The organism is Stenotrophomonas sp. KH_029, from assembly GCF_057839765.1.
Window position 1 is genome coordinate 1,663,770 of record NZ_CM174498.1, and the last position, 22,049, is coordinate 1,685,818.

Annotated in this window: 19 protein-coding genes; 12 read left to right on the forward strand and 7 right to left on the reverse strand. The window is 67.4% G+C overall.

Translation table 11 applies throughout. From position 1 onward, the window contains the following. Positions 1 to 86: 86 nt before the first annotated feature. On the reverse strand, positions 87 to 1,991 hold the full coding sequence (gene htpG, locus AC3ITM_RS07735) for a molecular chaperone HtpG (protein WP_489269620.1): 1,905 nt from the start codon (positions 1,989 to 1,991) through the stop codon (positions 87 to 89). 362 nt (positions 1,992 to 2,353) lie between these two features. Here htpG and rsmD point away from each other — a divergent pair, with 362 nt between their 5' ends. The 6 genes from rsmD to AC3ITM_RS07765 all read left to right on the forward strand — a co-directional run bounded on the left by rsmD (position 2,354) and on the right by AC3ITM_RS07765 (position 7,127). Then, the gene (rsmD, locus tag AC3ITM_RS07740) at positions 2,354 to 2,959 is read left to right on the forward strand and encodes a 16S rRNA (guanine(966)-N(2))-methyltransferase RsmD (RefSeq protein WP_489269622.1); all 606 of its coding nucleotides are present in this window, start codon (positions 2,354 to 2,356) and stop codon (positions 2,957 to 2,959) included. A gap of 7 nt (positions 2,960 to 2,966) precedes the next feature. Beyond that, entirely contained in the window at positions 2,967 to 3,476 is a 510-nt protein-coding gene (coaD, locus tag AC3ITM_RS07745) for a pantetheine-phosphate adenylyltransferase (RefSeq protein WP_489269624.1), read from the forward strand. A gap of 47 nt (positions 3,477 to 3,523) precedes the next feature. Further along, positions 3,524 to 4,015 carry a hypothetical protein gene (locus tag AC3ITM_RS07750; protein WP_228887507.1) on the forward strand — a complete coding sequence of 164 codons (492 nt, stop codon included), beginning with the start codon at positions 3,524 to 3,526 and terminating at the stop codon, positions 4,013 to 4,015. Between the two features lie 127 nt (positions 4,016 to 4,142). Further along, positions 4,143 to 4,424 carry a YfhL family 4Fe-4S dicluster ferredoxin gene (locus AC3ITM_RS07755; protein ID WP_228887506.1) on the forward strand — a complete coding sequence of 94 codons (282 nt, stop codon included), beginning with the start codon at positions 4,143 to 4,145 and terminating at the stop codon, positions 4,422 to 4,424. Continuing rightward, positions 4,421 to 6,148, forward strand: a complete 1,728-nt coding sequence (gene ggt, locus AC3ITM_RS07760; RefSeq protein WP_489269627.1) for a gamma-glutamyltransferase — start codon at positions 4,421 to 4,423, stop codon at positions 6,146 to 6,148. The genes AC3ITM_RS07755 and ggt overlap by 4 nt, the downstream gene beginning before the upstream one ends. A gap of 91 nt (positions 6,149 to 6,239) precedes the next feature. After that, complete coding sequence (locus AC3ITM_RS07765) at positions 6,240 to 7,127, forward strand: MBL fold metallo-hydrolase (protein WP_489269629.1); 888 nt, start codon at positions 6,240 to 6,242, stop codon at positions 7,125 to 7,127. A gap of 154 nt (positions 7,128 to 7,281) precedes the next feature. Here AC3ITM_RS07765 and AC3ITM_RS07770 read toward each other — a convergent pair whose 3' ends face one another. Together AC3ITM_RS07770 and upp are read right to left on the reverse strand one after the other, a co-directional pair. Beyond that, positions 7,282 to 7,566, reverse strand: a complete 285-nt coding sequence (locus tag AC3ITM_RS07770; RefSeq protein WP_489269631.1) for a PsiF family protein — start codon at positions 7,564 to 7,566, stop codon at positions 7,282 to 7,284. A 108-nt stretch (positions 7,567 to 7,674) separates the two neighbouring features. Next, entirely contained in the window at positions 7,675 to 8,310 is a 636-nt protein-coding gene (gene upp / locus AC3ITM_RS07775; RefSeq protein ID WP_489269633.1) for a uracil phosphoribosyltransferase, read from the reverse strand. Between the two features lie 600 nt (positions 8,311 to 8,910). Here upp and AC3ITM_RS07780 point away from each other — a divergent pair. From AC3ITM_RS07780 to AC3ITM_RS07795, 4 genes are read left to right on the forward strand one after another with little or no spacing between them, the layout of a single operon-like run. Then, positions 8,911 to 11,415 (forward strand): TonB-dependent receptor, encoded by a 2,505-nt coding sequence (locus AC3ITM_RS07780; protein ID WP_489270054.1) that lies wholly within the window; start codon positions 8,911 to 8,913, stop codon positions 11,413 to 11,415. Next, a complete protein-coding gene (locus tag AC3ITM_RS07785; RefSeq protein WP_489269635.1) occupies positions 11,415 to 12,527 on the forward strand; it encodes a phytase in 1,113 nt (370 codons plus the stop codon). Before AC3ITM_RS07780 ends, AC3ITM_RS07785 begins: the two co-directional genes overlap by 1 nt. A gap of 32 nt (positions 12,528 to 12,559) precedes the next feature. Next, complete coding sequence (locus tag AC3ITM_RS07790) at positions 12,560 to 13,909, forward strand: purple acid phosphatase family protein (RefSeq protein ID WP_489270055.1); 1,350 nt, start codon at positions 12,560 to 12,562, stop codon at positions 13,907 to 13,909. A 52-nt stretch (positions 13,910 to 13,961) separates the two neighbouring features. Continuing rightward, positions 13,962 to 14,600 carry an inorganic diphosphatase gene (locus tag AC3ITM_RS07795; protein WP_489270056.1) on the forward strand — a complete coding sequence of 213 codons (639 nt, stop codon included), beginning with the start codon at positions 13,962 to 13,964 and terminating at the stop codon, positions 14,598 to 14,600. 25 nt (positions 14,601 to 14,625) lie between these two features. Here the strand turns inward: AC3ITM_RS07795 and AC3ITM_RS07800 are convergent, their stop codons facing one another. Genes AC3ITM_RS07800 through AC3ITM_RS07810 form a run of 3 tightly spaced genes read right to left on the reverse strand, consistent with a single transcriptional unit; the run spans position 14,626 to position 16,146 of the window. Then, entirely contained in the window at positions 14,626 to 14,952 is a 327-nt protein-coding gene (locus AC3ITM_RS07800; protein WP_489269637.1) for a tetratricopeptide repeat protein, read from the reverse strand. Positions 14,953 to 14,962: 10 nt separating this feature from the next. Next, entirely contained in the window at positions 14,963 to 15,517 is a 555-nt protein-coding gene (locus AC3ITM_RS07805) for a flavin reductase family protein (protein WP_489269639.1), read from the reverse strand. Next, the gene (locus AC3ITM_RS07810) at positions 15,517 to 16,146 is read right to left on the reverse strand and encodes a superoxide dismutase (protein WP_489269641.1); all 630 of its coding nucleotides are present in this window, start codon (positions 16,144 to 16,146) and stop codon (positions 15,517 to 15,519) included. The genes AC3ITM_RS07805 and AC3ITM_RS07810 overlap by 1 nt, the downstream gene beginning before the upstream one ends. A gap of 215 nt (positions 16,147 to 16,361) precedes the next feature. On the opposite strand from AC3ITM_RS07810, the gene AC3ITM_RS07815 reads away from it, so the two are divergent. Together AC3ITM_RS07815 and AC3ITM_RS07820 are read left to right on the forward strand one after the other, a co-directional pair. After that, entirely contained in the window at positions 16,362 to 17,777 is a 1,416-nt protein-coding gene (locus tag AC3ITM_RS07815; protein WP_489269643.1) for a cryptochrome/photolyase family protein, read from the forward strand. Between the two features lie 135 nt (positions 17,778 to 17,912). Beyond that, positions 17,913 to 18,608 carry a YiaD family glycine zipper/OmpA-like lipoprotein gene (locus tag AC3ITM_RS07820; RefSeq protein ID WP_489269645.1) on the forward strand — a complete coding sequence of 232 codons (696 nt, stop codon included), beginning with the start codon at positions 17,913 to 17,915 and terminating at the stop codon, positions 18,606 to 18,608. A gap of 393 nt (positions 18,609 to 19,001) precedes the next feature. On the opposite strand, the gene AC3ITM_RS07825 is transcribed toward AC3ITM_RS07820, so the two are convergent. Continuing rightward, positions 19,002 to 22,046, reverse strand: coding sequence for a TonB-dependent receptor (locus AC3ITM_RS07825; protein ID WP_489269647.1), 3,045 nt, complete (start codon positions 22,044 to 22,046; stop codon positions 19,002 to 19,004). Positions 22,047 to 22,049 lie beyond the last annotated feature (3 nt).

Consider the following 22,049-nt stretch of genomic DNA (forward strand, 5'->3'; position numbering starts at 1 on the left):
CCATGGTGATGCGAGGAGCCGGCCAGCGGCCGGCACTACCGGGCCCGCCGGGCGCCACCGGGGGTCGGCGCCCGGGCTGTGTCGCCTTACGCCGACAATTCCAGCAACAGCTTGTTGAGCCGGCGCACATACGCGGCCGGGTCCTTCAGGGTGTCGCCGGCAGCCAGGGCGGCCTGGTCGAACAACACCCGGCTCAGGTCGTCGAAGCGCGCGGCATCGGCTTCCTGGTCGAGCTTGCCGATCAGCGGGTGGCCCGGGTTGAACTCGAACACCGGCTTGCTGTCGGGCACCTTCTGCCCGCTGGCTTCCAGGATCTGGCGCATCTGCAGGCCCAGGTCCTGTTCGCCGATGGCCAGGATCGCCGGGGAGTCGGTGAGGCGGTGCGAGACGCGCACATCGGCCACGTCCTCGCCAAGCGCACTCTTGATGCGCTCGACCAGGCCCTGCTTGTCCTTGGCGGCCGCTTCCTGCGCCTGCTTGTCTTCGGCGCTTTCCAGCGCGCCAAGATCGAGGTCGCCGCGGGCGACGTCGGTGAACGACTTGCCGTCGAACTCGGTCAGGTAGCCCATCAGCCATTCGTCGATGCGGTCGGTGAGCAGCAGGACCTCGATGCCCTTCTTGCGGAACACTTCCAGGTGCGGGCTGTCCTTGACCTGGGTGTGGCTGTCGCCGGTCAGGAAATAGATCTTGTCCTGGCCCTCGATCATGCGGCCGATATAGTCGGCCAGCGACACGCTGGGCTCGCCGCTGGCCTCATGGGTGGAGGCAAAGCGCAGCAGGCCGGCGATCTTCTCGCGGTTGCCATAGTCTTCGGCGGGGCCTTCCTTGAGTACCTGGCCGAACTGCTTCCAGAAACCGGCATAGACGTCCGGCTTGTCCTTGGCCAGCTTGTCCAGCATGTCCAGCGAGCGCTTGGTCAGCGCCGACTTCATCGAGTCGATCACCGGGCCGGACTGCAGGATTTCGCGCGAGACGTTCAGGGAGAGGTCGTTGGAGTCGACCACGCCCTTGATGAAGCGCAGGTACAGCGGCAGGAACTGCTCGGCCTGGTCCATCACGAACACGCGCTGGACGTAGAGCTTCAGGCCCTTGGGCGCGTCGCGGTGGTACAGGTCGAACGGCGCATGGCCGGGGACATACAGCAGGGAGATGTACTCGAGCTTGCCTTCGACCTTGTTGTGGCTCCAGGCCAGCGGGTCCTGGTGGTCGTGGGCGGCGTGCTTGTAGAACTCCTGGTACTCGGCATCGGTGATCTCGGTGCGCGGGCGGGTCCACAGCGCGCTGGCGCGGTTGACCGTTTCCCATTCGACCGCGGCCGGGGCGTCCTCGCCGTGGTGTTCCTTGACCATCTGGATCGGCAGGCCGATGTGGTCGGAGTATTTCTTGATGATGCCGCGCAGGCGCCAGCCATCGGCGAAGTCGTGCTGGTCGTCCTTGAGGTGCAGGACGATGCGGGTGCCGCGTTCGGGCTTGTCGATGGGCGCGACGTCGAACTCGCCTTCGCCGCGCGAGGACCAGTGCACGCCGTCGCTGGCGGGCAGGCCGGCGCGGCGGGAATAGACGTCGACCTGGTCGGCGACGATGAAGGCGCTGTAGAAGCCGACGCCGAACTGGCCGATCAGCTGGGAGTCCTTTTTCTGGTCGCCGGACAGCTGGCGCAGGAAGTCGCCGGTGCCGGACTTGGCGATGGTGCCCAGGTGGGCGATGGCGTCGTCACGGCTCATGCCGATGCCGTTGTCGTCGATGGTCAGGGTGTGGGCATCGGCATCGAAGCTGATGCGGATGCGGATGCGCAGGTCGCCGTCGCCTTCGAGCAGGTCCGGCCGGGTCAGTGCTTCGAAGCGCAGCTTGTCGGCGGCGTCGGCGGCATTGGAGATCAGCTCGCGAAGGAAGATTTCCTTGTTGGAGTACAGCGAGTGGATCATCAGCTGCAGCAGTTGCTTGACTTCGGTCTGGAAGCCCAGGGTTTGTTTTGCGGTCTGCTCGGTCATGGGTGGCGATGCTCCTTGGACGATGCCGCGCCCGGCGCGGCGGCTGGCTCAAGGGGTAGGGGTGGATTGTCCCGAATTCAAGAGCATCGCCAGAAGCCAAGACCGAATCCAAAGCAGAAGCGCGGCGCCTGCCTGTGTGCGTGGGAGTCCGGCGGGACCGCACCCCCGCCGGACTCTGTCAGGCGCGCGTGCCATGCGGGTAGAGCCACGCCATGCGTGGTTGTTTCCCGGTCCGGCACCGGGCCGTTTGGTGGAGACGATGGCCGGACCGCCTAGAATGGCAGCCTGAACTGCCTGACCTTGGTGCCCATGACCCGCTTCTGCCCGTTCGACTCTTCCGCTCTTTCCTCCCGGAGCTGCGCATGAAGCCGCGTCAGCCGCTTGCGCCAGCGATGGGCCAGGTGCGGATCATCGGTGGCAAGTGGCGCGGGACCAAACTGCCGGTGCCGCTGTCGCCGGGGCTGCGGCCAAGCAGCGACCGGGTGCGCGAGACGCTGTTCAACTGGTTGATGCCGCGGATCGGCGGGGCGCGGGTGCTGGACCTGTTCGCCGGCAGCGGCGCGCTGGGGCTGGAGGCGGTGTCGCGCGGGGCCGGGCAGGCCACGCTGGTGGAACGGGATGCGGCATTGGCCCGTCAACTGCGCGAGTCGGTGGCCAGGCTGGGCGCCCAGGGGCAGGTCGAGGTGGTCCAGGCCGATGCGCTGCAGTGGCTGGGCCAGCGGCCGGCGGGATTGGCCGATATCGTGTTCGTCGACCCGCCGTTCGCGGCCGGACTCTGGAATGAGGTGCTGGCCGGGCTGGGGCCGCATCTGGCCACCGATGCCTGGCTGTACCTGGAGGCGCCGGCCGGGCAGGCGCCGCCGGTGCCGGCGCCGTGGCTGCTGCACCGTGAAGGCGGTACCCGCGAGGTGCGTTTTGCCCTGTACCACCGCGCCACTGCTACACTTTCACCAGACCTAAACGCGTAGCTTCCGCATGACCGTGGCCAACCGCCGCATTGCCGTGTATCCGGGCACCTTCGATCCGATCACCAACGGTCACATCGACCTGGTGAACCGGGCCGCGCCATTGTTCGAGAAGGTCGTGGTGGGCGTGGCGCAGAGCCCGTCCAAGGGCCCGACGCTGCCGCTGGAGCTGCGCGTGCAGCTGGCGCGCGATGCGCTGGGCCACAACCGCAACGTGGAAGTGATCGGTTTCGATACCCTGCTGGCGCATTTCGTGCGCTCGGTGCAGGGCGGCATCCTGCTGCGCGGGCTGCGCGCGGTGTCCGATTTCGAGTACGAATTCCAGATGGCGAGCATGAACCGCCATCTGATCCCGGAGGTCGAGACCCTGTTCCTGACCCCCGCCGAGCAGCACAGCTTCATTTCGTCTTCGCTGGTCCGGGAGATCGCCCGCCTGGGCGGCGATGTGTCCGGTTTCGTGCCCTCGGCCGTGCTTGAAGCACTGCGCAGGGTGCGGGAAGCGAAGACGGCGCAGTCGTAACCCCTGTCAGACCCATACATACCAAGAATCACCAAGGGAGGAATTCCATGAACAACACCATGCGTGCCATGTTGATCGCGTCGTTCGCGCTGGCCTTCACCGCCTGCAAGAAGGAAGAGGCCGCCCCGGTCGCCGAAGCCCAGCAGGCGCTGGTCGCCCCGGACGCCAACGACGATGCCGGCTGGAAGAAGTACCTGCAGGCGGTGGCCGTGCAGAACATGGGCAACATCAGCAACAGCCCGTTCCTGTACTACCTCTCGCCCGAATCGGATCCGGAATTCGCCGCCAAGTACGAGCGCCAGGTCGAAAGCGCCACCCAGGCCGTGGCCCGTGGCATCCAGCCGGGCAACATGCTGGCCTTCGGTTCGTCGGCGTCGGCGAAGATGGCCGACATGATCCAGGCCGTGTTCAAGGACGTGCCCGCCGATTCGATGAAGGGCGTGCGCGTGGTGTTCATCGGCCAGGCCGCTGACAACGCCCGCGTGCAGTCCATCGTGCAGCCGACCGGCGCCGAGTACATCTTCGTAGAAGCCAAGTAACCCGTGCAGTGGCGGCCGCGCCCTGGCGCGGCCCGGGCGGCTTCCGGCAGGAGGCCGCCGATGACCGGCCCGCGCGCCCGCGCAGGCCGGTTTTCATCCGCCGGCGCGGGCGTGGAGCAATAACGCCATGTCGCTGAAAATCAATGAGCTCTGCGTCAACTGCGACGTCTGTGAGCCGGCCTGTCCCAACCAGGCCATCTCGATGGGTGAAACCATCTACGTGATCGATCCGGCCCGCTGCACCGAGTGCGTGGGACACTTCGACGAACCCCAGTGCGTGGTCGTCTGCCCGGTGGAATGCATCGATCCGGATCCTGACATCCCCGAAACCCAGGACGCCCTGCTGGCCAAGCTGTACGGGCTGCAGCGCGACCATCCCGAACTTTATGCGGAGCCCCCATCCGAATGAACATGCGCTCGCCTCGTTGGTTGCTGCTCGTCCTGCTGTGGTCGCCGGCGGCCTGGTCCGCTGGCGCCGCCCCGGCCACCCTGGCCCAGCACCCCGATGGCGCGGCCATTGCCAGCGGCCATCGGCTGGCCACCGAGGCCGGCATGGAGATCCTGGCCAAGGGCGGCAATGCCTTCGATGCGGCCGTGGCGGTGTCCTCGGTGCTGTCGGTGGTCGAGCCGATCAGCTCGGGCCTGGGCGGCGGCGGGTTCTTCCTGCTGCACGATGCGAAAACCGGCAAGGACGTGATGCTCGACGCGCGCGAAACCGCGCCGCAGTCCGCCACGCCGGAAGCCTTCCTGGACAAGCAGGGCGGCCTTGACCGCGACCGCTCGGTCAACGGCGCCTGGTCGGCCGGCATTCCCGGGCTGCCGGCGGCGTTGGTGGAGCTGTCCTCCAAACACGGCAAGCTGCCGCTGCGCACCTCGCTGGGGCCGGCGATCCGCATCGCCGCCGACGGCTTCCCGGTGTATGCGCGCATGGCCCGCGGCTACGCCTCGCGCCGCGAGGTGATGGAGCGTTACCCCGGAACCCGCGAAGTCTACCTGCGCAACGGCAAGCCGATCGCCGAGGGCGACCTGTTCCGCCAGCCGGAACTGGCGGCCACCCTGGAACGCCTGGCCGACCAGGGCTTCGACGGCTTCTACCGTGGCCAGACCGGCAAGCTGCTGCTGGCCGGGGTCAAGCAGGCCGGCGGCAAGTGGACCGCCGAGGAACTGGCCGGCTACCGGGTCAAGCTGCGCGAGCCGATCGTGTTCAACTACCGCGACTGGAAGATCACCACCGCCTCGCCGCCGTCGTCGGGCGGTATCGCGCTGGCCTCGATGCTGCAGATCCTGGAAGGCTGGGACCTGAAGTCGATGGATGCCGCGCACCGTACCCACCTGGTGGTCGAAGCGATGCGCCGCGCCTACCGCGACCGCACCTTCTTCCTGGGCGACCCGGACTTCGTGCAGGTTCCGCAGAAGGTGCTGGCCAGCAAGGACTACGCCCAGGGCCTGCGCGCCACCATCCACCCGGAAAAGGCGACCCCCAGCGACCTGCTGTCGGGCAATCCAACCCCGCTGGAAGATGACGAAACCACCCATTTTTCGATCATCGACCGCGACGGCAACCGCGTCGGCGCCACCCAGACCGTCAACCTGCTGTACGGCTCGGGCCTGATTCCGCCCGGTACCGGCGTGCTGCTCAACAACGAGATGGACGACTTCGCGCTCAAGCCGGGCACGCCCAACGCGTTCGGGGTGATGGGCTATGCCGCCAATGCGCCCAAGCCGGGCAAGCGCATGCTCAGTTCGATGACCCCGGCCTTCATGGAGTCGGCCGACAAGGTAGTGGTGCTGGGCACCCCGGGTGGCAGCCGCATCATCACCATGGTGCTGCTGGGCATCCTCGGCTATGACGATGGCCTGGATGCACAGCAGGTGGCCGCGCTGCCGCGTTACCACCACCAGTGGCTGCCGGACCTGATCGAGGCCGAAAACGGTGCCTTCGATGCCGGCACCGTCAAACAGCTGCAGGCGATGGGCCACAAGATCGACCTGCCCGGCGACAGCGCCGCCGGCGGCCGCGGGTCCAGCCACGTCTGGGGCAACCTGCAGACGGTGGAATGGAACCGCCGCAGCAACGTGCTCAGCGGCGGCAGCGACCCGCGCAACCCGGTAGGCAGCGCCGCGGTCAGGTAACAATCGAAATCCCGCCCGCAAGGCGGGATTTTCGTTACAGGTGCCGCCACGCCTAGCGAATATTTAACGCGTATCGCCGGATAATTTGCCGATGAAACTATGGTCGATACACGGCAACACACAGAAACTCGATGGCGGTGCGATGTTCGGCAATGCCCCGCGCGCGGTCTGGGAAAAATGGGCGGCGCCGGATGACCTGAACCGGATCGAGCTGGCGTGCCGGGCCCTGCTGGCCAGCCCGCTGGCGGGCAAGACGGTGCTGTTCGAGACCGGGATCGGCGCGTTCTTCGAGCCGAAACTGCGCGATCGCTATGGCGTGCAGGAATCGCGCCACGTATTGATGGAGTCGTTGCGCGAAGCCGGCTTCGAGCATGAGGATATCGACGTGGTGGTGCTCAGCCACCTGCATTTCGATCATGCCGGCGGCTTGCTGGCGCAGTGGAGCGAAGGCCGCAGCCCCGAGTTGCTGTTCCCCAATGCCACCTTCCTGGTCGGTGCCGAGCACTGGCAGCGCGCCCTGCACCCGCATCCGCGCGACCGTGCCAGCTTCATTCCCGAACTGCCGGGCCTGCTGCAGGCCAGCGGCCGGCTGGAGATCGTCCAGGGCCCGTATTCCAGGGCGCTGGGCCGCAGCGTGCGCTTCAGTTTCAGCGACGGGCATACCCCGGGCCTGATGCTGGCCGAGATCGTCGGGCCCCAGGCGGCCGACGGCCAGCCACGCGGCGGGGTGGTGTTCTGCGCCGACCTGATCCCGGGCCGGTCGTGGGTGCACGTGCCGATCACCATGGGCTACGACCGCAACGCCGAACTGCTGATCGACGAGAAGCGCAGCTTCCTGGAAGACAAGCTCGCCCGCAACGTCCATCTGTTCTTCACCCATGACCCGCAGTGCGCGTTGGCCCAGGTGGCCCGCGATGACAAGGGGCGCTTTGGCACCATCCACGAACTGGGCGAATTGAAGGCGCGCGCGCTGGCGTAAGGCTGCCGGCGGGTTTCATCCACGCATGGCGTGGATCTACGCATCGGATGTGAAACCGTACCCATGCCATACATGCATGACCGGAAGCCCAGGTCGCCGATAGATCCACGCCACGCGTGGATGGCGGGATGCACGGTGTACCCCGCGCCTGCGCTCAATGCGCCTTCAAACACCCGCTCATGAACGTCTTGCGCGCATCGCCGGCCAGTTTCTTCGCGGCGGCATCGGCGTTGCAGGACTTCATGCGCTCCTGCGGCGTGCTCGCCACCGGGGCGGGGCCACTCAGGCACGCCTTCTGCGCGGTCTTGTAGTCCTCGCCGGTCTTGCCTTTGTTCTTGGCCGAGCAGTCGGCCATGCGCTGTTGCTGCGGCGTGGCCGCACTGGCGATCAGGGGGCTGCCGAGCAGCAGCAGGCAGGCCAGCAGGGACAGGGTCTTCATGACGCAGCTCCACGCACGGGGTGAGGATGCGCGCAGCTTCCTCCCGGGCATGGCTAAACCATGTGAAGCAGCGGCGGCCGGTGGCGGCCGTCGCTGCAGACGCCGGGGTCAACCGACCACGCGGGTGCCGAAGATGCGGTCGCCGGCATCGCCCAGGCCGGGCAGGATGTAGCCCTTGTCGTTGAGCTGGGCATCGATCGCGGCGGTGAAGATCTCCACGTCCGGGTGCACCGCCTGCACGGCAGCGATGCCCTCCGGTGCGGCGACCAGGAAGATGCCCTTGATGCGGCGCGCACCGGCGCGCTTGAGCATGTCGATGGTGGCGATCAGGGTGCCGCCGGTGGCCAGCATCGGGTCCAGGATCAGCGCATCGCGCTCTTCCAGGCGGCCGGTCAGGCGCTCGAAGTACGGCACCGGCTGCAGGGTTTCCTCGTCGCGCTGCAAGCCGACCACGCTGACCCGCGCGGCCGGGATCAGCGACAGCACGCCGCCGAGCATGCCCAGCCCGGCGCGCAGGATCGGCACCACGGTGATCTTGGCGCCAGCGATGCGCTGCACCGTCACCGGACCGGCCCAGCCGGCCATGGTGTGGGCTTCGGTATCCAGGTCGGCGGTGGCCTCGTAGGCCAGCAGGCCCCCCAGCTCATTGGCCAGTTCGCGGAAATCCTTGGTACTCAGCGACGCGTCGCGCATCAGGCCGATCTTGTGCTGCACCAGCGGATGGCGCACTTCGACGATTTTCATGGGGAGGGCAACGAAGAGGGGAGATGCCTAGTGTGCCGCAACGCCCAACCGAAGCCAAAAGCCAGTGGATGCCCGCCGGCGTTTGGCTGTTCATTGATGTGAGAGAACGCCGATTACGCAAGGTAGGCATATCAACGGCGGCCGTGCGGTAGCACGACGGCTTGCTCATCCGCATACGGCCATCCATGCAGGGGAGGGCAGGCAGCCCCATGCGGGACTGTCGAAAACAAGGGGCCGGCGCATGCGCCGGACGGGCTGGGCAGGACGCCCAGCCCCGGCCTTGCCGAATGCGCAGGAAAGCGCATGCGAGCAAGTTTTCGCCAAGCCTACACGGACGTATTTACGGCGTGTCCCGCATGGGGCTGCCTGTCCTCCCCTCCCGCAGGAGATCGAGACGCTGCACTTCGCCTTAGATCTTCAGTGAGGTTGCCGGCCAGCGGCCGGCACTACCGGAATAGGGCTGGAGGTCACGCCATACCCCCGGTGTCATGCCCATGCAACCTGCCGGACATAACGTGCTGACCCAATCTTTACACCGTTGGGGAAACCGTGCACAAGAAGACCTCGTTGGGGCTGGCCATCAGCCTGTCGTTGCTGGTCATGACCAGTCCGTCCGCCTTCGCCGCCGAGGCGTTGGCCACCAGTGCAGCGGCCAGCGGCAATGCGGTCGACCTGGACCGGGTCGAGGTCCGCCCGCAGCTGGAATCGCAGACCCGCGCGGTCGACCTCAAACGCAGCAGCGATGCCATCGAAGACGCAGTGTCCTCCGATGCCATGGGCGTCTACCCGGACAAGAACGTGGCCGAATCGCTGCAGCGCCTGCCCGGCGTCAGCGTCACCCGCGACCAGGGCGAGGGGCGCTTCGTGGTGATCCGGGGCCTGGATGCCGCCCTCAACAGCGTCAGCGTGGACGGCATCGCCATCGGCACCCCGGAAGACTCCAGCCGCGCCGCGCCGCTGGACGTGATTCCCTCCGACTCGACCGAACGCCTGCGCGTGGTCAAGTCGCCCACCCCGGACATGCCCGGCGATGCCATCGGCGGCGCGATCCTGGTCGAGTCGGCCTCGGCCTTCGACCGGGAAGGACGCAACCTGCGCGGCAAGATCGAAGCCAGCCACCAGCAGCTCTCCGGCAACACCAGCCCCAAGGCGGCGATCAACTACAGCGAAGTGTTCGCCGATACGTTCGGCGTGGCGCTGGGCGTGAACTACCAGAACCGCAAGTTCGAGTCGGACAACACCGAAGTGGAGTACGGCCAGTTCGACGGCGGCGACGAGGGCGACCTGTTCGCCAACAGCCTGCAGCAGCGCAAGTACGAAATCGAGCGCAAGCGCATCGGCGCCAACCTCAACCTGGACTGGCGTCCGAACGATGACAGCCGCTACTACCTGCGCACGCTGTACAGCCAGTTCGACGATGCCGAAACCCGCCAGCGCACCATCTTCAACTTCGGTGATGGCCAGGTCACCGCACTGGGCAATAACCAGTACCGCGTCGATGACCTGCCGGCCGATGCGATCCAGAAGCGGATGCGCTACCGCACCAAGAAGGAAAACACCTTCACCACCAGCGCCGGCGGCGAAAACCGCCTGACCAACGCGGTGGTCGACTACAAGGTCGGCTATACCCGCACCGAAGAGCGCGTCAACGACGAGATGGAAGCGCGCTTCGAGTACGACGGCGATGACCTGGGCGCCACCGTGGACCAGAACACCGGTATCCCACGCTATACGCTCGGCGACGCGCGCTGGATGGACAACGGCAACTACGATTTCGACCGTGTAGTGCTCTCGCCCAAGCGCGTGGACGACAAGGAACACAGCGCGCAGATCAACCTGCGTTTCGATGGCGACGCGTCCAGCTACAAGTTCGGCCTGCTTGGGCGTTGGCGCGACCGCGATGTCAATGTGGACGAGCGCGAACTGCGCCTGGGTCCGGCGATCGCGCTGTCGGACTGGACCACCACCAGCCCCGACCATCGCGGCGGCAGCCTGGGGCAGGGCATGAGCTCGGACGCGATGCGCCGCTACTGGGCGCAGAACGGCGGCAAGTACGGCGCCCGCCCGCAGGATGCCGGCGGCAACGCGCTGACCTCGCTGGAAGAGGATTACACCGCCAGCGAAGACATCTTCGCCAGCTACGCAATGGGCACCTGGGATGTCGGCGCGCTGCGCATCATCGGCGGCGTGCGCGTGGAGAACACCCAGTTCAGCGCCACCGGCAATAGTGTCGAGGTGGCCAGCAACGGCCGCAGCTTCACGGTCACGCCGTTGAGCGTGAGCCGCAGCTACACCAACGTGTTGCCCGGCCTGCACCTGCGTTACGACGCCGGCGATGACTGGGTGCTGCGCGCGGCCGCCAACAAGACCGTCTCGCGCCCGTCGTTCGGCGACGTGGCGCCGCGCGTCGGCCTGAGCCGGGGCGACGAGGAAGTCCGGATCGGCAATCCGCAGCTGGACCCGTATGAATCGAAGAACATCGACCTCTCGCTGGAGAAGTACATCGGCAGCACCGGCATCGTCTCGCTGGGCGTGTTCCACAAGTCGATCGACGGCTACATCGTCAACACGGTGAGCAACAACGACCCGGCTTACCCGGGTTTCGAGGTCACCCGCGTGATCAACGGCAACAAGGCCACGGTCAAGGGCGCCGAGTTCAACTGGCAGCAGCAGCTCGCCTTCCTGCCGGCGGGCTGGGACGGCCTGCTGGTCGGCGCCAGCGGCACCTGGCTGGACACCGATTTCGATCCCGGCGTGGCCGGCCGCGAGCGCGACGATTTCACGCTGCCGCGCGCCTCCAAGCATGTGTACAGCGCGCACCTGGGCTATGAAAAGGCCGGTTTCAGCACCCGGGTGGCCGCGGTCTACCGCAGCGAGTACCTGGATTCGCTGGGCGACAGCGGCGCCTACGACATCTACGTGGCGCCCAATACCCAGCTCGATTTCAGCCTGGACTACAAGTTCACCCCCAACGTGAGCGTCTACTTCGAAGCGCAGAACCTGCTCGACAAGCCGTTGGAGCTGTACCAGGGCGTGCGCTCGCGCACCTTGCAGAACGAAGAATATGGCCGCACCTACGCCCTCGGCCTGAAGGTGGCCCTGTGATGCGCGCCTCCCATTGCCTGACCCTGCTCGCCCTGGCGCTGTTGGCGGCCTGCACGCCGGCCGCCACACCGGACGCTGCGGCACCGGCCGCGCCGATGGCCGCTGCCCCCACCGCGCGTGATGTCGCCACCATCGCCGAGGCGTTCCTGACCCCGATGACCCCGGACGACAACATCGACTCGCCGGCCAGCTGGGCCACGCCCGATGGCGCGGTGTGGCTGATCGCCACCGCCAAGGCCACCGACAAACTGGTGGTCTACGACGGCCAGACCGGGGCGCACCTGCGCGATGTCGGCAGCACGGGCACCGCGCCGGGCCAGTTCGATCGTCCCAACGGCATCGCCGTGGTCGATGACCTGGTGTTGGTCGTCGAACGCGACAACCACCGCGTGCAGGTACTGCAGCTGCCGGAGTTCAAGCCGCTGGGCGTGTTTGCCGGCACCGATCTGCGCAAGCCCTACGGGCTGTGGGTCAACAAGCAGCGCCAGGGCTACGATGTTTACGTGACCGACTCCTACCACGCCGGCGAGGATGCACAGGGCAATGACGTGCTGCCGCCGTTGGCCGAACTGGACAAGCGCGTGCGCCGTTATGCGCTCACCGTGCAGGACGGCAAGGTGCAGGCCACGCTCACCGCCAGCATCGGCGATACCAGCCAGGCCGGCGCGCTGCGCGTGGTCGAGTCGATCTGGGGCGACCCGGCCAACGACCGCCTGCTGATCGCCGAGGAAGACGAAAGCTATGCCAGCGAGCTCAAGGTGTACACGCTGGAAGGGCGCTTCACCGGCACCACCTTCGGCCGCGATGCGTTCCAGGCCCAGGCCGAAGGCGTGATGCTGCGTACCTGCGGCAAGGATGGCTGGTGGATCACCACCGAGCAGGGCAGGCAGCGCAGCGTGTTCCATCTGTTCGACCGGCATACCCTCAGGCACGTCGGTGCGTTCCAGGGCAATACGGTGGCCAACACCGACGGCATCTGGTCGATGCAGGCACCGTCGGCGCGCTTCCCGCATGGCGCGCTGTACGCGGTGCACGACGACCAGGGCGTGGTTGCCTTCGACTGGGCGAGCATCGCCAAGCAGTTGTCACTGCCACTGGAGTGTGGTGCGTGAGCCGCGTTCCTGCCGCCTTGACCGCGCTGGCGATGGCGCTGCTGCTGTGCAGCGGCGATGCCCTGGCCAGGAAGGCTGCCCAGACCGATGCCGAGCCGAACACCCAGGTGCCGGCCGGCAGCCGCCACTACGCGGCCACCGGCTTCCCGGACCGGCTGGTCGCCTCGCCGGCGCAGGACGCCGCGCGCGGCTTCTCGGTCGCCTGGCGGACCGACACCTCGGTGCAGGCGCCGGTGCTGGAATGGGTACTGGCCGGCGACTCTCCCGATGTCGGCACGCCTACCCGCATCACCGCCACCACCCAGCCGCTGACCACCGAACTGGGCGCGTCCCATCATCACCGCGCTGACGTGACCGGCCTGCAGCCGGACACGCTGTACCTGTGGCGCGTGCAGGGCCAGGCCACCTGGAGCGCCTGGAACCAGCTGCGCACGGCCGGCCGTGCCGACCAGCCGCTGACGCTGCTGTATTTCGGCGACACCCAGAACAAGAACCTCAGCCACGTGTCGCGGGTCATGCGTGCCGGCCTGAAGGCTGCCCCGGACGCGCGCCTGAGCCTGTTCGCCGGCGACCTGGTCAGTGGTGGCGATGGACAGGATGACAGCGAGTGGGGCGAGTGGTTCGCCGCCGCCGGTTGGCTGCCGCAGGAAACCGCGGTCGCCCCGGCGATCGGCAACCACGAGTATTTCGAGGAGTTCGAAGACACCCCGCAGGAGCGCCGGGTGCTCGGCCGGCACTGGCCGGTGACCTTTGCGTTGCCGCGCAATGGCGTGGACGCCGCCGACGCCAGCACCTACTGGTTCGACTATCAGGGCGTGCGCATCGCCGTACTCGATGGCACCTCCGCGCTCGATCTGGGCACGGCCAAGGCGCAGGCCACCTGGCTGGACCAGGTGCTGGCCGACAACCCGCACCCGTGGAGCATCGTGCTGCTGCACCAGCCGTTCTATTCGCCGCGCGAAGGCCGCCAGAACACCGCGCTGCGCGATGTGCTGCTGCCGGTGGTGCGTCGTCACCAGGTCGACCTGGTCCTGCAGGGCCACGACCACACCTACGGCCGCCGCGGCGAAGGGCAGGGCGCAACCCCGCAGTTTGTGGTCAGCGTGGCCGGGCCGAAGCAATACCGGCTTTCGGACGAGGCCCGCGCCAGCATGGCGCCGGTCGGCGAGGACACCCAACTGTTCCAGGTGTTGAAGATCGATCCGGGCCACCTGCGCTATGAGGCGCGCACTGTCACCGGGCGCCTGTACGACGGCTTCGAGTTGACACGTGGCGCCGATGGCCGCAAACAGAAGACCGAACTGACGCAGGGACGCATCGCCCCCCGCGACTGCACGCGCGCCCGGACCCTCAAGGGCCGCGCCGACCGTTGCTGGGAATGACCGTCGGGCCGGGCCGCAATCGCGCGCCCGGCCTTCCGTGGAGAGCATCATGATGCAACGACGCAAACGTCTGGTTCCCCTGGCCGCGCTGGCCGCCGCCCTGCTGTTGCTGGCCGGTGCCAGCCTGGCCGCCAACGCGGTCCTGCACCCGTTGCTGGCCGCGCAGCCCGGGGACGCGCCGGAGGAAGTCAACCTGGCGGTGGAAATTCCGGCCGGCAGCTTCACCAAGTACGAGATCAAGGAAGACGGTCTGGTGCATGTGGACCGCTTCCAGTCCATGCCGGTGGCCTATCCGGCCAACTACGGCTCGATGCCGCGTACCCTGGCCGGCGACAACGACCCGCTGGACGCGCTGGTGCTGACCCGCGAGCCGCTGCATCCGGGGGTGATCGTGCGTTTCCGCCCGATCGGCTTCCTGAAGATGGTCGATGACGGTGAGCAGGATGAAAAAGTGATCGGCGTGCCGACCGACAAGATCGATCCGACCTACGCCAGCATCCGCGATCTCGACGACCTGCCGCTGATCGAACGGCAGCGCATCGAAGCCTTCTTCCGCGTCTACAAGGACCTGCCGGCCGACCGCAATCCGGTCCAGCTCAACGGCTGGGGCAATGCCGCCGAGGCCAAGGCGCTGATCCGTGCCTCGATGCAGCGCTTCGATGCGCAGCAGCGGCGCGCGAAGGGCGACTGATGGGCAAGTGCGTGGTCCCGGGCGATCACGCCCGGCCCGCGTTGGCCTTCTGCAGCCGGCGCAGGAACACGGCCATCTCCTTGACCGCCTGCTTGTCGCCGTTGTTCCCGGCAACGGCACTGCCTTCCTGCCACGCCCGTGCCGCGGCGTCCGTATCGCCCACGGCCAGATGCGCCTTGCCCAGCCATTTCCAGCCCGCCGAGTAGCGCGGATCCTGTGCGACGCAGTGCTGCAGGTGGGTGACCGCTGCCGTCGCGTCGCCTGCGTCCAGCAGCGCCTTGCCCAGGCCGAAGCGCAGCAGGGCGCTGTCGCGGCCGCGGTCGAGCAGGAGGTGCAGCGCGGGGATGTCCATGCGCTCCTGCTCAGGCATTGGCGAGGCGGGCATAGCGCCCGCGGTGAAAGGCGAGGGTATCGCCGGGCGCCGTATCCAGCTGCACGACCCGGCCGATGATCAACATATGATCGCCGGCAGGCAGTGTCTGCTCGACGTTACAGACCAGCTGCGCCACCGCATCGCCGATCAGGGGCACGCCACTGGGGTGCTCGATCATCGCGCCGGGTAGCGCTGCGCGCCGCAGCTTCCCATCGGCGAAATGCCGCGCGAGCGCGATCTGCCGCGCCGCCAGGATGCTGATCGAGAACGGCCTGCCGATACGGTATGCCGGCAGGTCCGGCGAGCGGTTCGACAGGCTCCACAGCACCAGGGGCGGTTCCAGCGACAGGGACGCGAACGAGTTGATCGTCATCGCGATCAGGCTGCCGTCGTCCGCGCGTGCAGCGACGATCGCCACCCCGGTGGGGTACTGGCCGAAGGCATGGCGCAGCGCGGCCGGGGACAGGGGCCGGTCCGGCACCGCAGCCCCGGACGGCGTGGCGAAGAGCTGCGTGCCGACGCCCGGTGCAGGACCGGCGTCCATCAACGACCGCCGGCGGCCTGGTAGCGGCGCGCGACTTCGGCCCAGTCGATCAGCTCGAAGAACGCGGCGATGTAGTCCGGGCGACGGTTCTGGAAGTGCAGGTAGTAGGCGTGCTCCCACACATCCAGGCCGAGGATCGGGGTGCCGCCGGACAGGCCTGCGTATTCGCCCATCAACGGGCTGTCCTGGTTGGCGCTGCTTTCGACCAGCAGCCTGCCGTCGGCAGCCAGCGTCAACCACGCCCAGCCACTGCCGAAACGGGTCTGCGCGGCCTTGCTGAAGGCCTCCTTGAACGCCGCGTAGCCGCCCAGATCGCGTTCGATCGCCGCCGCCAGCGCGCCTTCGGGGTTGCCGCCGTTGGCGCTGAGCACGGTCCAGAACAGGCTGTGGTTGGCATGCCCGCCACCATTGTTGCGCACGGCCGTGCGCACGCTTTCCGGCAGCGCGGCGATGTCGGCGATCAGCTGTTCAACCGGCAGCGCCTGGATCCCGGCATCGGTCACTGCAGCGTTGAGGTTGTTGACATAGGTCTGGTGGTGGCGCGCGTGGTGGATCTCCATCGTGCGCGCATCGAAGTGCGGTTCCAGCGCGTCGTAGGCGTAGGGCAGGGTGGGGAGGGTATAAGCCATGGATATCTCCGGCAGTACAGGGGGAGGGGGCCGGCACGCTGCACAGGTTGCCTGGGCGCGCCGGCATCGGTTCGACGGACGCCACGATAGAACCTCAAGCATGATTGAGGTCAAGCGCGGCGGCGTGGAACAGTGTGGGCCGCCGACGCGCGACCGCTGCCTGTCCTTCACCTGCACTGGCTATCATTGCCGCTTGCATCTTCCGGGGTAGGCCTGTGTCGGTAGCGCTGGTGTGGTTTCGCCGTGACCTGCGGTTGCGGGACAACCCGGCCTTGCAGGCCGCCTTGGATGCAGGCCACGTGCCGGTACCGGTCTACATCCATGCGCCGCAGGAGGAGGGCGACTGGGCCCCGGGCGGTGCGTCCAACACCTGGCTGCATCGCTCGCTGGCGGCGCTGGACGCCGACCTGCGCGCGCGCGGGTCCAGTCTGGTGCTGCGCCGCGGCGACAGCCAGGCGCAACTGCAGCAGCTGATCGAGCAGACCGGTGCGGTGGCGGTGTACTGGAACCGCAAATACGAACCGGCCACGCAGCCGCGCGATGCGAAGATCAAACGCGAATTGCGCGGGCAGGGCATTGAGGCCGAGAGCCACAACGGCAGCCTGATGTTCGAACCCTGGGATCTGGCCACCCAGCAGGGCGGGCCGTACAAGGTATTCACCCCCTTCTGGCGCAATGCGTTGACCCGATTGCAGTTGCCGGCGCCGAGCCGTGTACCGGACCGGTTTCCCGCGCACGGCGCGGTCAGCGGGACGCTCGAGTCATTGGGATTGGCGCCGTCGGTCCCGTGGGACCGGCAGTTCTGGGACCACTGGCAACCCGGCGAGGCCGGTGCCCATGAGGCGCTGACGGTCTTCATCGACGGTGCGCTCGGCGGTTATCGCCAGCAACGCGATCTGCCCGATCGGGTCGGTACCTCGCTGCTGTCGCCGCACCTGCATTTCGGCGAGATCGCACCGTGGCAGATCGTCCGCCGCCTGCAGGGCGAGCGCAGTGCCGGCGGCGATGCCGACATCGACGGCTATATCCGCGAGCTGGGCTGGCGCGAGTTTTCGTACCACCTGCTACATCACTTCCCGCAGACCCCGGACCATAACCTCAACCCGCGCTTCGATCAGTTCCAGTGGGCAAGGCCCGATGCGCAGGCGCTGCGCGCATGGCAGCAGGGCCGCACCGGCATTCCGATCGTCGACGCCGGCATGCGCGAGCTGTGGGCCACCGGCTACATGCACAACCGCGTGCGCATGATCGTCGCCAGCTACCTGTGCAAGCACATGCGCCAACACTGGCGCGAAGGCGCGCGCTGGTTCTGGGACACGCTGGTGGATGCCGACCTGGCCAACAACAGCATGGGTTGGCAGTGGGTGGCCGGCACCGGGGCGGACGCCGCGCCGTATTTCCGGATTTTCAATCCGGTGACCCAGGCGCAGAAGTTCGACCCGCAGGCACGCTACATCACCCGCTGGGTGCCGGAGCTGGCCGCGTTGCCGGTCAAGGCGCGCTTCGCGCCCTGGCAGCAGCCGCTGCTGCTGGCCGAGTTGGTGCCCACCTATCCGCCCCTGCCGCTGGTGGATCTGGCCGCCGGTCGCGATGCGGCGCTGGCTGCCTACCGGCAGACCGGCGGGGACTGACCCCGGGCTGCGCTCGGGGCGGAAACCTGAACAGGGAGGGCATGGCGGTTGGCATCGTCATGCCGGCATCGCGTCTGGCTGTTTATGCTCTGGGCGGCCCGCAAGCCGGTACACCGGCAACCTAGGAGAACACCCATGATTCGTCCCGCTACCCGTAACGTGGCACTGGCCCTGATGACTGCCGCCGCCTTGTCGGCCTGCGCCACCGGCGGCTCGTACGTGCAGAGCGACCCGTATGGCAACCCGACCCAGCAGCAGAACAAGACCGGCCGCAATGCGCTGATCGGCACCGCGATCGGCGTGGCCGCCGGCCTGCTCAGCGGCGACAGTGCCACCGAGCGCCGCCAGCACGCCATGATCGGCGCCGGTATCGGTGCGCTCAGCGGCGCGGCGGTGGGCCAGTACCAGGACCGCCAGGAACGTGCGCTGCGCGAGCGTACCGCCAATACCGGTATCGACGTCTCCCGCGACGGCGACAACCTGACCCTGAACCTGCCCGACGGCATCACCTTCGACTTCGGCAAGTCCACGCTCAAGCCGCAGTTCTACGGTTCGCTCAACGGCGTGGCCAGCACCCTGGCCGAGTACAACCAGACCATGATCGAAGTGGTCGGCCATACCGACAGCATCGGCAGCGATGCGGTCAACAACCGCCTGTCCAAGCAGCGTGCCGATTCGGTCGCCGCCTACCTGACCGCCCAGGGCGTACAGAGTGCGCGCATCGAAACCCTCGGCGCCGGCAAGGCCTACCCGATCGCCGACAACAACACCGACGCCGGCCGCGCGCAGAACCGCCGCGTCGAAATCCGGGTGATTCCGTTGCGTCAGTAACGCTGCGCGTTACTGACGTAACGCTACGGCCGCAGGCCGGAGCAGAATGCCGCCCTTGCAGGCGGCATTCTGGTGGGTACCGGCCGTTGGCCGGTACGTCATGAAGGCATCGGCCCATTCGCGCGGCGTACCGACCAACGGTCGGCACCTACCGCGCAGCCACGATGCCGCCCTTGCAGGCGGCATTCCCGCAGGTACCGGCCGTTGGCCGGTATGTCATGAAGGCATCGGCCCATTCGCGGATCTGTACCGACCAACGGTCGGCACCTACCGCGCCGCCACGATGCCGCCCTTGCAGGCGGCATTCTCGTAGGTACCGGCCGTTGGCCGGTACACCATGAACGCATCGGCCGGTTCGCGGGCCCATGTCGGCCCACACTCGGCACCTATCGCTCACCAGTCGTACTGCACCTGCAGCCGCGCATATCGCGGCGTGGTGTTGTAGCGTGCCCTGGCGTAGTTGAAATAGTCGGTGACGGTGCCGGCTGAATTGACGTCGTAGCGGGTCTCGTACACCTGCACCGGCTTGACCGAGTTGAACAGGTTGATCACCGACAGCTGCACGCTCAGGCCCGGCACCGCCGCCGGTGCATACATCACATTGGGATTGAACGACATCGTCCATGGCGTGCGCCCGCTGCTGCCCAGCTTGGCGATGTCATCCTCGCCGACATTGCAGGTATGGAACACGCCGCGATAGCCGAACTCGGTGCCGAAGCTGCCGCTGCCGCCGCCCAGGCAGCTGATCGGCGTGCCCGACTGCACCAGCAGGTTGGCGCCCAGCTGCCACTGCGGGTTGAGCTGGTAGCTGCCGAACAGCTTGATGCTGTGGCGGCGGTCGTTGAACAGGTAGCCGTCGGCGCCGTAGGACAGTTCCTTGAAGTCGAAGTCCGAGGTGGTGCCGGTGTCGTCCTGGCCGTTGGTGCTCTTCACCAGGCCTTCGTAGTTGCCATATAGCTTGGCCCAGGTGTAACTGGCGCTGGCATACCAGCGTTCGCTGCGCTTTTCCGCCGACAGCGTCAGCGAGCGGTAGCTGCGTTTGGCCTTCGGGCCCAGTTCGCTGCCCGGCACGGTGATGCGGTCGGGCTTGCCGTCGCCATCGACGTCGATGTCCAGGGTCAGGTCGCTGCCGGGATTGAACAGCCAGCAGCCCGGCAGGCCGCTGGGCACCTCCCATTCGCTGTCCCAGTGCGAGACGTCGTAGCCGGCGGACTTGGCCGCGTTGTACAGCGCCCGGGCGTCGCAGGTGTCGTCGATGACCTGGTTGATCCGGCGCACGGTGAGTTTGGCGCCCAGGGTCCAGCCATCCAGCCAGTCGTGGGAGGAACGCAGCTGGCGCTGGTAGCCCAGGATCGCCTCGTCCTGGGTATACGGCTTTAGCCCCTGCGAGGCGACCGCGCGCGGATCCGGCGGGCTGCCGTCGGCACCGTTGACCACGCTGTCGGCGCTGCCATCGCGGTAGGGGCCGGTGATGTTCGGCTTGCCGGTGACCGGGTCGTAGCCGTCGTAGGTGAAGTAGTTGATGGTGTAGTACGAGGCGGTGGCCGCGCGCAGCGCCACGTTGGCCGCGATCGGCAACGAGTAGCGGCCGAGCGAGGCGTACAGTTTGCTGTCGCCGTCGCCGCTGGGATCCCAGGACAGCCCCAGCCGTGGTTGCCAGATGTTGGCCTGCTTGACGAAGGTGGCGCCGCTGCCGTTGCGGTTGTCGAACGAGTCGTTGCGCAGCCCGGCGTACAGCATCAGCCGGTCGGTGACCTGCCAGTGGTCCTCCAGGTACCAGGAGGCCTGCTTGATGCCGATCCGGCCACCGGTGCGGAAATTGATGCGCTGGGCATAGTTGGGGTAGAGGTTCCAGTAGGCGCCGCTGGAATAGGCGCTGCCCTGTACCGAGGTCCAGTCCTCCCGGCTGTAGCCGGCACCGAGCTGGTGGGTGCCCAGTTGCCAGACCAGGTCGGCCTGGGTGCCGACGCGCTGGTTGCTGCCGGCGCGCAGGTCCAGTTGGCTGTTCACTGCGCAGCCGACCTGCTTGCCCAGCGTCCGGTCGATCACATACGGGCATTGGCCGTCGGCACCGTTGATGTCGCCGTCGTAATCGCCGCGCTGGCCATCGGGGCTGATCGTGTACTGGCCGGTGATGTTGCGCATGCGGCCGTGCTGCAGGCTGAGGGTAAGGTCGTCGTTGAGCTGGCTGGTCCACTTCAGCACATGAGTGGTGCCGCCGGAACGCCCCTCAAGTCGCCCGCGGTAGTCGGTCTTGGCCGCCTCGGCCCCGGGCTCGGGGCCGCTGTACTCGGCATCGTAGTAGTCGTAGCGGTAGCGGCGGCGGTTGTCCACGCCGGTGTATTCCAGGTGGTTGCTGTCGTTGAGGTACCAGTCCAGTTTCAGCAGCCAGTACGGATCGCGCGAACGGTAGTCCTGCGCCGAGCTGGACAGCGACGTCGGCGGTACGGGAGTGTCCGGGGCATCGGGATCGCGTGCGTTGCTGGCGGTGCGGCCGCCGAAGGTGGTGGTGTCGGCGCGTGACAGGCTGCCGATGGCGAACACGAACAATTTGTCCTGGATCAGCGGCCCGCCACCCCATGCGCTGACGACATCGCTGGATTGGCGGTTGTTGTCGTACGAACGCAGCACGCTGCCATCGGACATCAACGTGTCCGGCGCGTTCTCGCGCAGCGCGTTGGGCACGGTGGTCCAGCTGGCACCGCCTTTCCACGTATTGGTACCGCGCTTGACGTTGACGCTGGTGACCCCGCCGGTGGAGAAGCCGTAGCGGGCGCCATAGCCGCCGGTCTGTACGTCGAGCTGGTCGATGGCCTGGAACGGTACTTCGGCGAAGGACAGGCTGTCGAACAGGTTGGTGACGTTGAAACCGTTGATGTAATAGCTGTTTTCGGCCGCCGATGCACCGCCGAACGAAGCATTGTCGAAGAAGCCGCTGCTGGCCACCGTACCCGGGGTAAGCAGCGAGATGCTGGTGACATCGCGCGCCACCGGTAGCGCGTTGAGCTGTTCGGCAGTGAAGGTGGTGCGGGTTTCCACGCTGCCCAGGTCGATCGGCGCGATGTGGCTGGCGCGCACGTTGACCGTTGCCAGCGTGGCGGCCGCGGAAAAATCGGCCTGGGTGGTCTGCCCGGCGACCACGGTTACCTGACGCTGCTCGGTGCTGCCATCGGGGCGGGTGACCACGATCTCATACTGGCCGGTGGACAACGCCGGCAGGCGGAACCTGCCATCGGTGTGGATGCGGGCCTGGCGCGAGGTGCCCGCTTCCAGGTGCCGGATCTGCACGCTGCCGCCGGCCGCGTCGGGTACATGGCCGAGGATGTCGCCCACCGTGCTTTGGGCCAGGGCCGGCAATGGCGTGAGCAACGCCACCAGCAGCAGGGACAGCGTGGTCTTGCGCGGCCGGGTGCGCTGCGCGCGGAACGAATGATGCATATC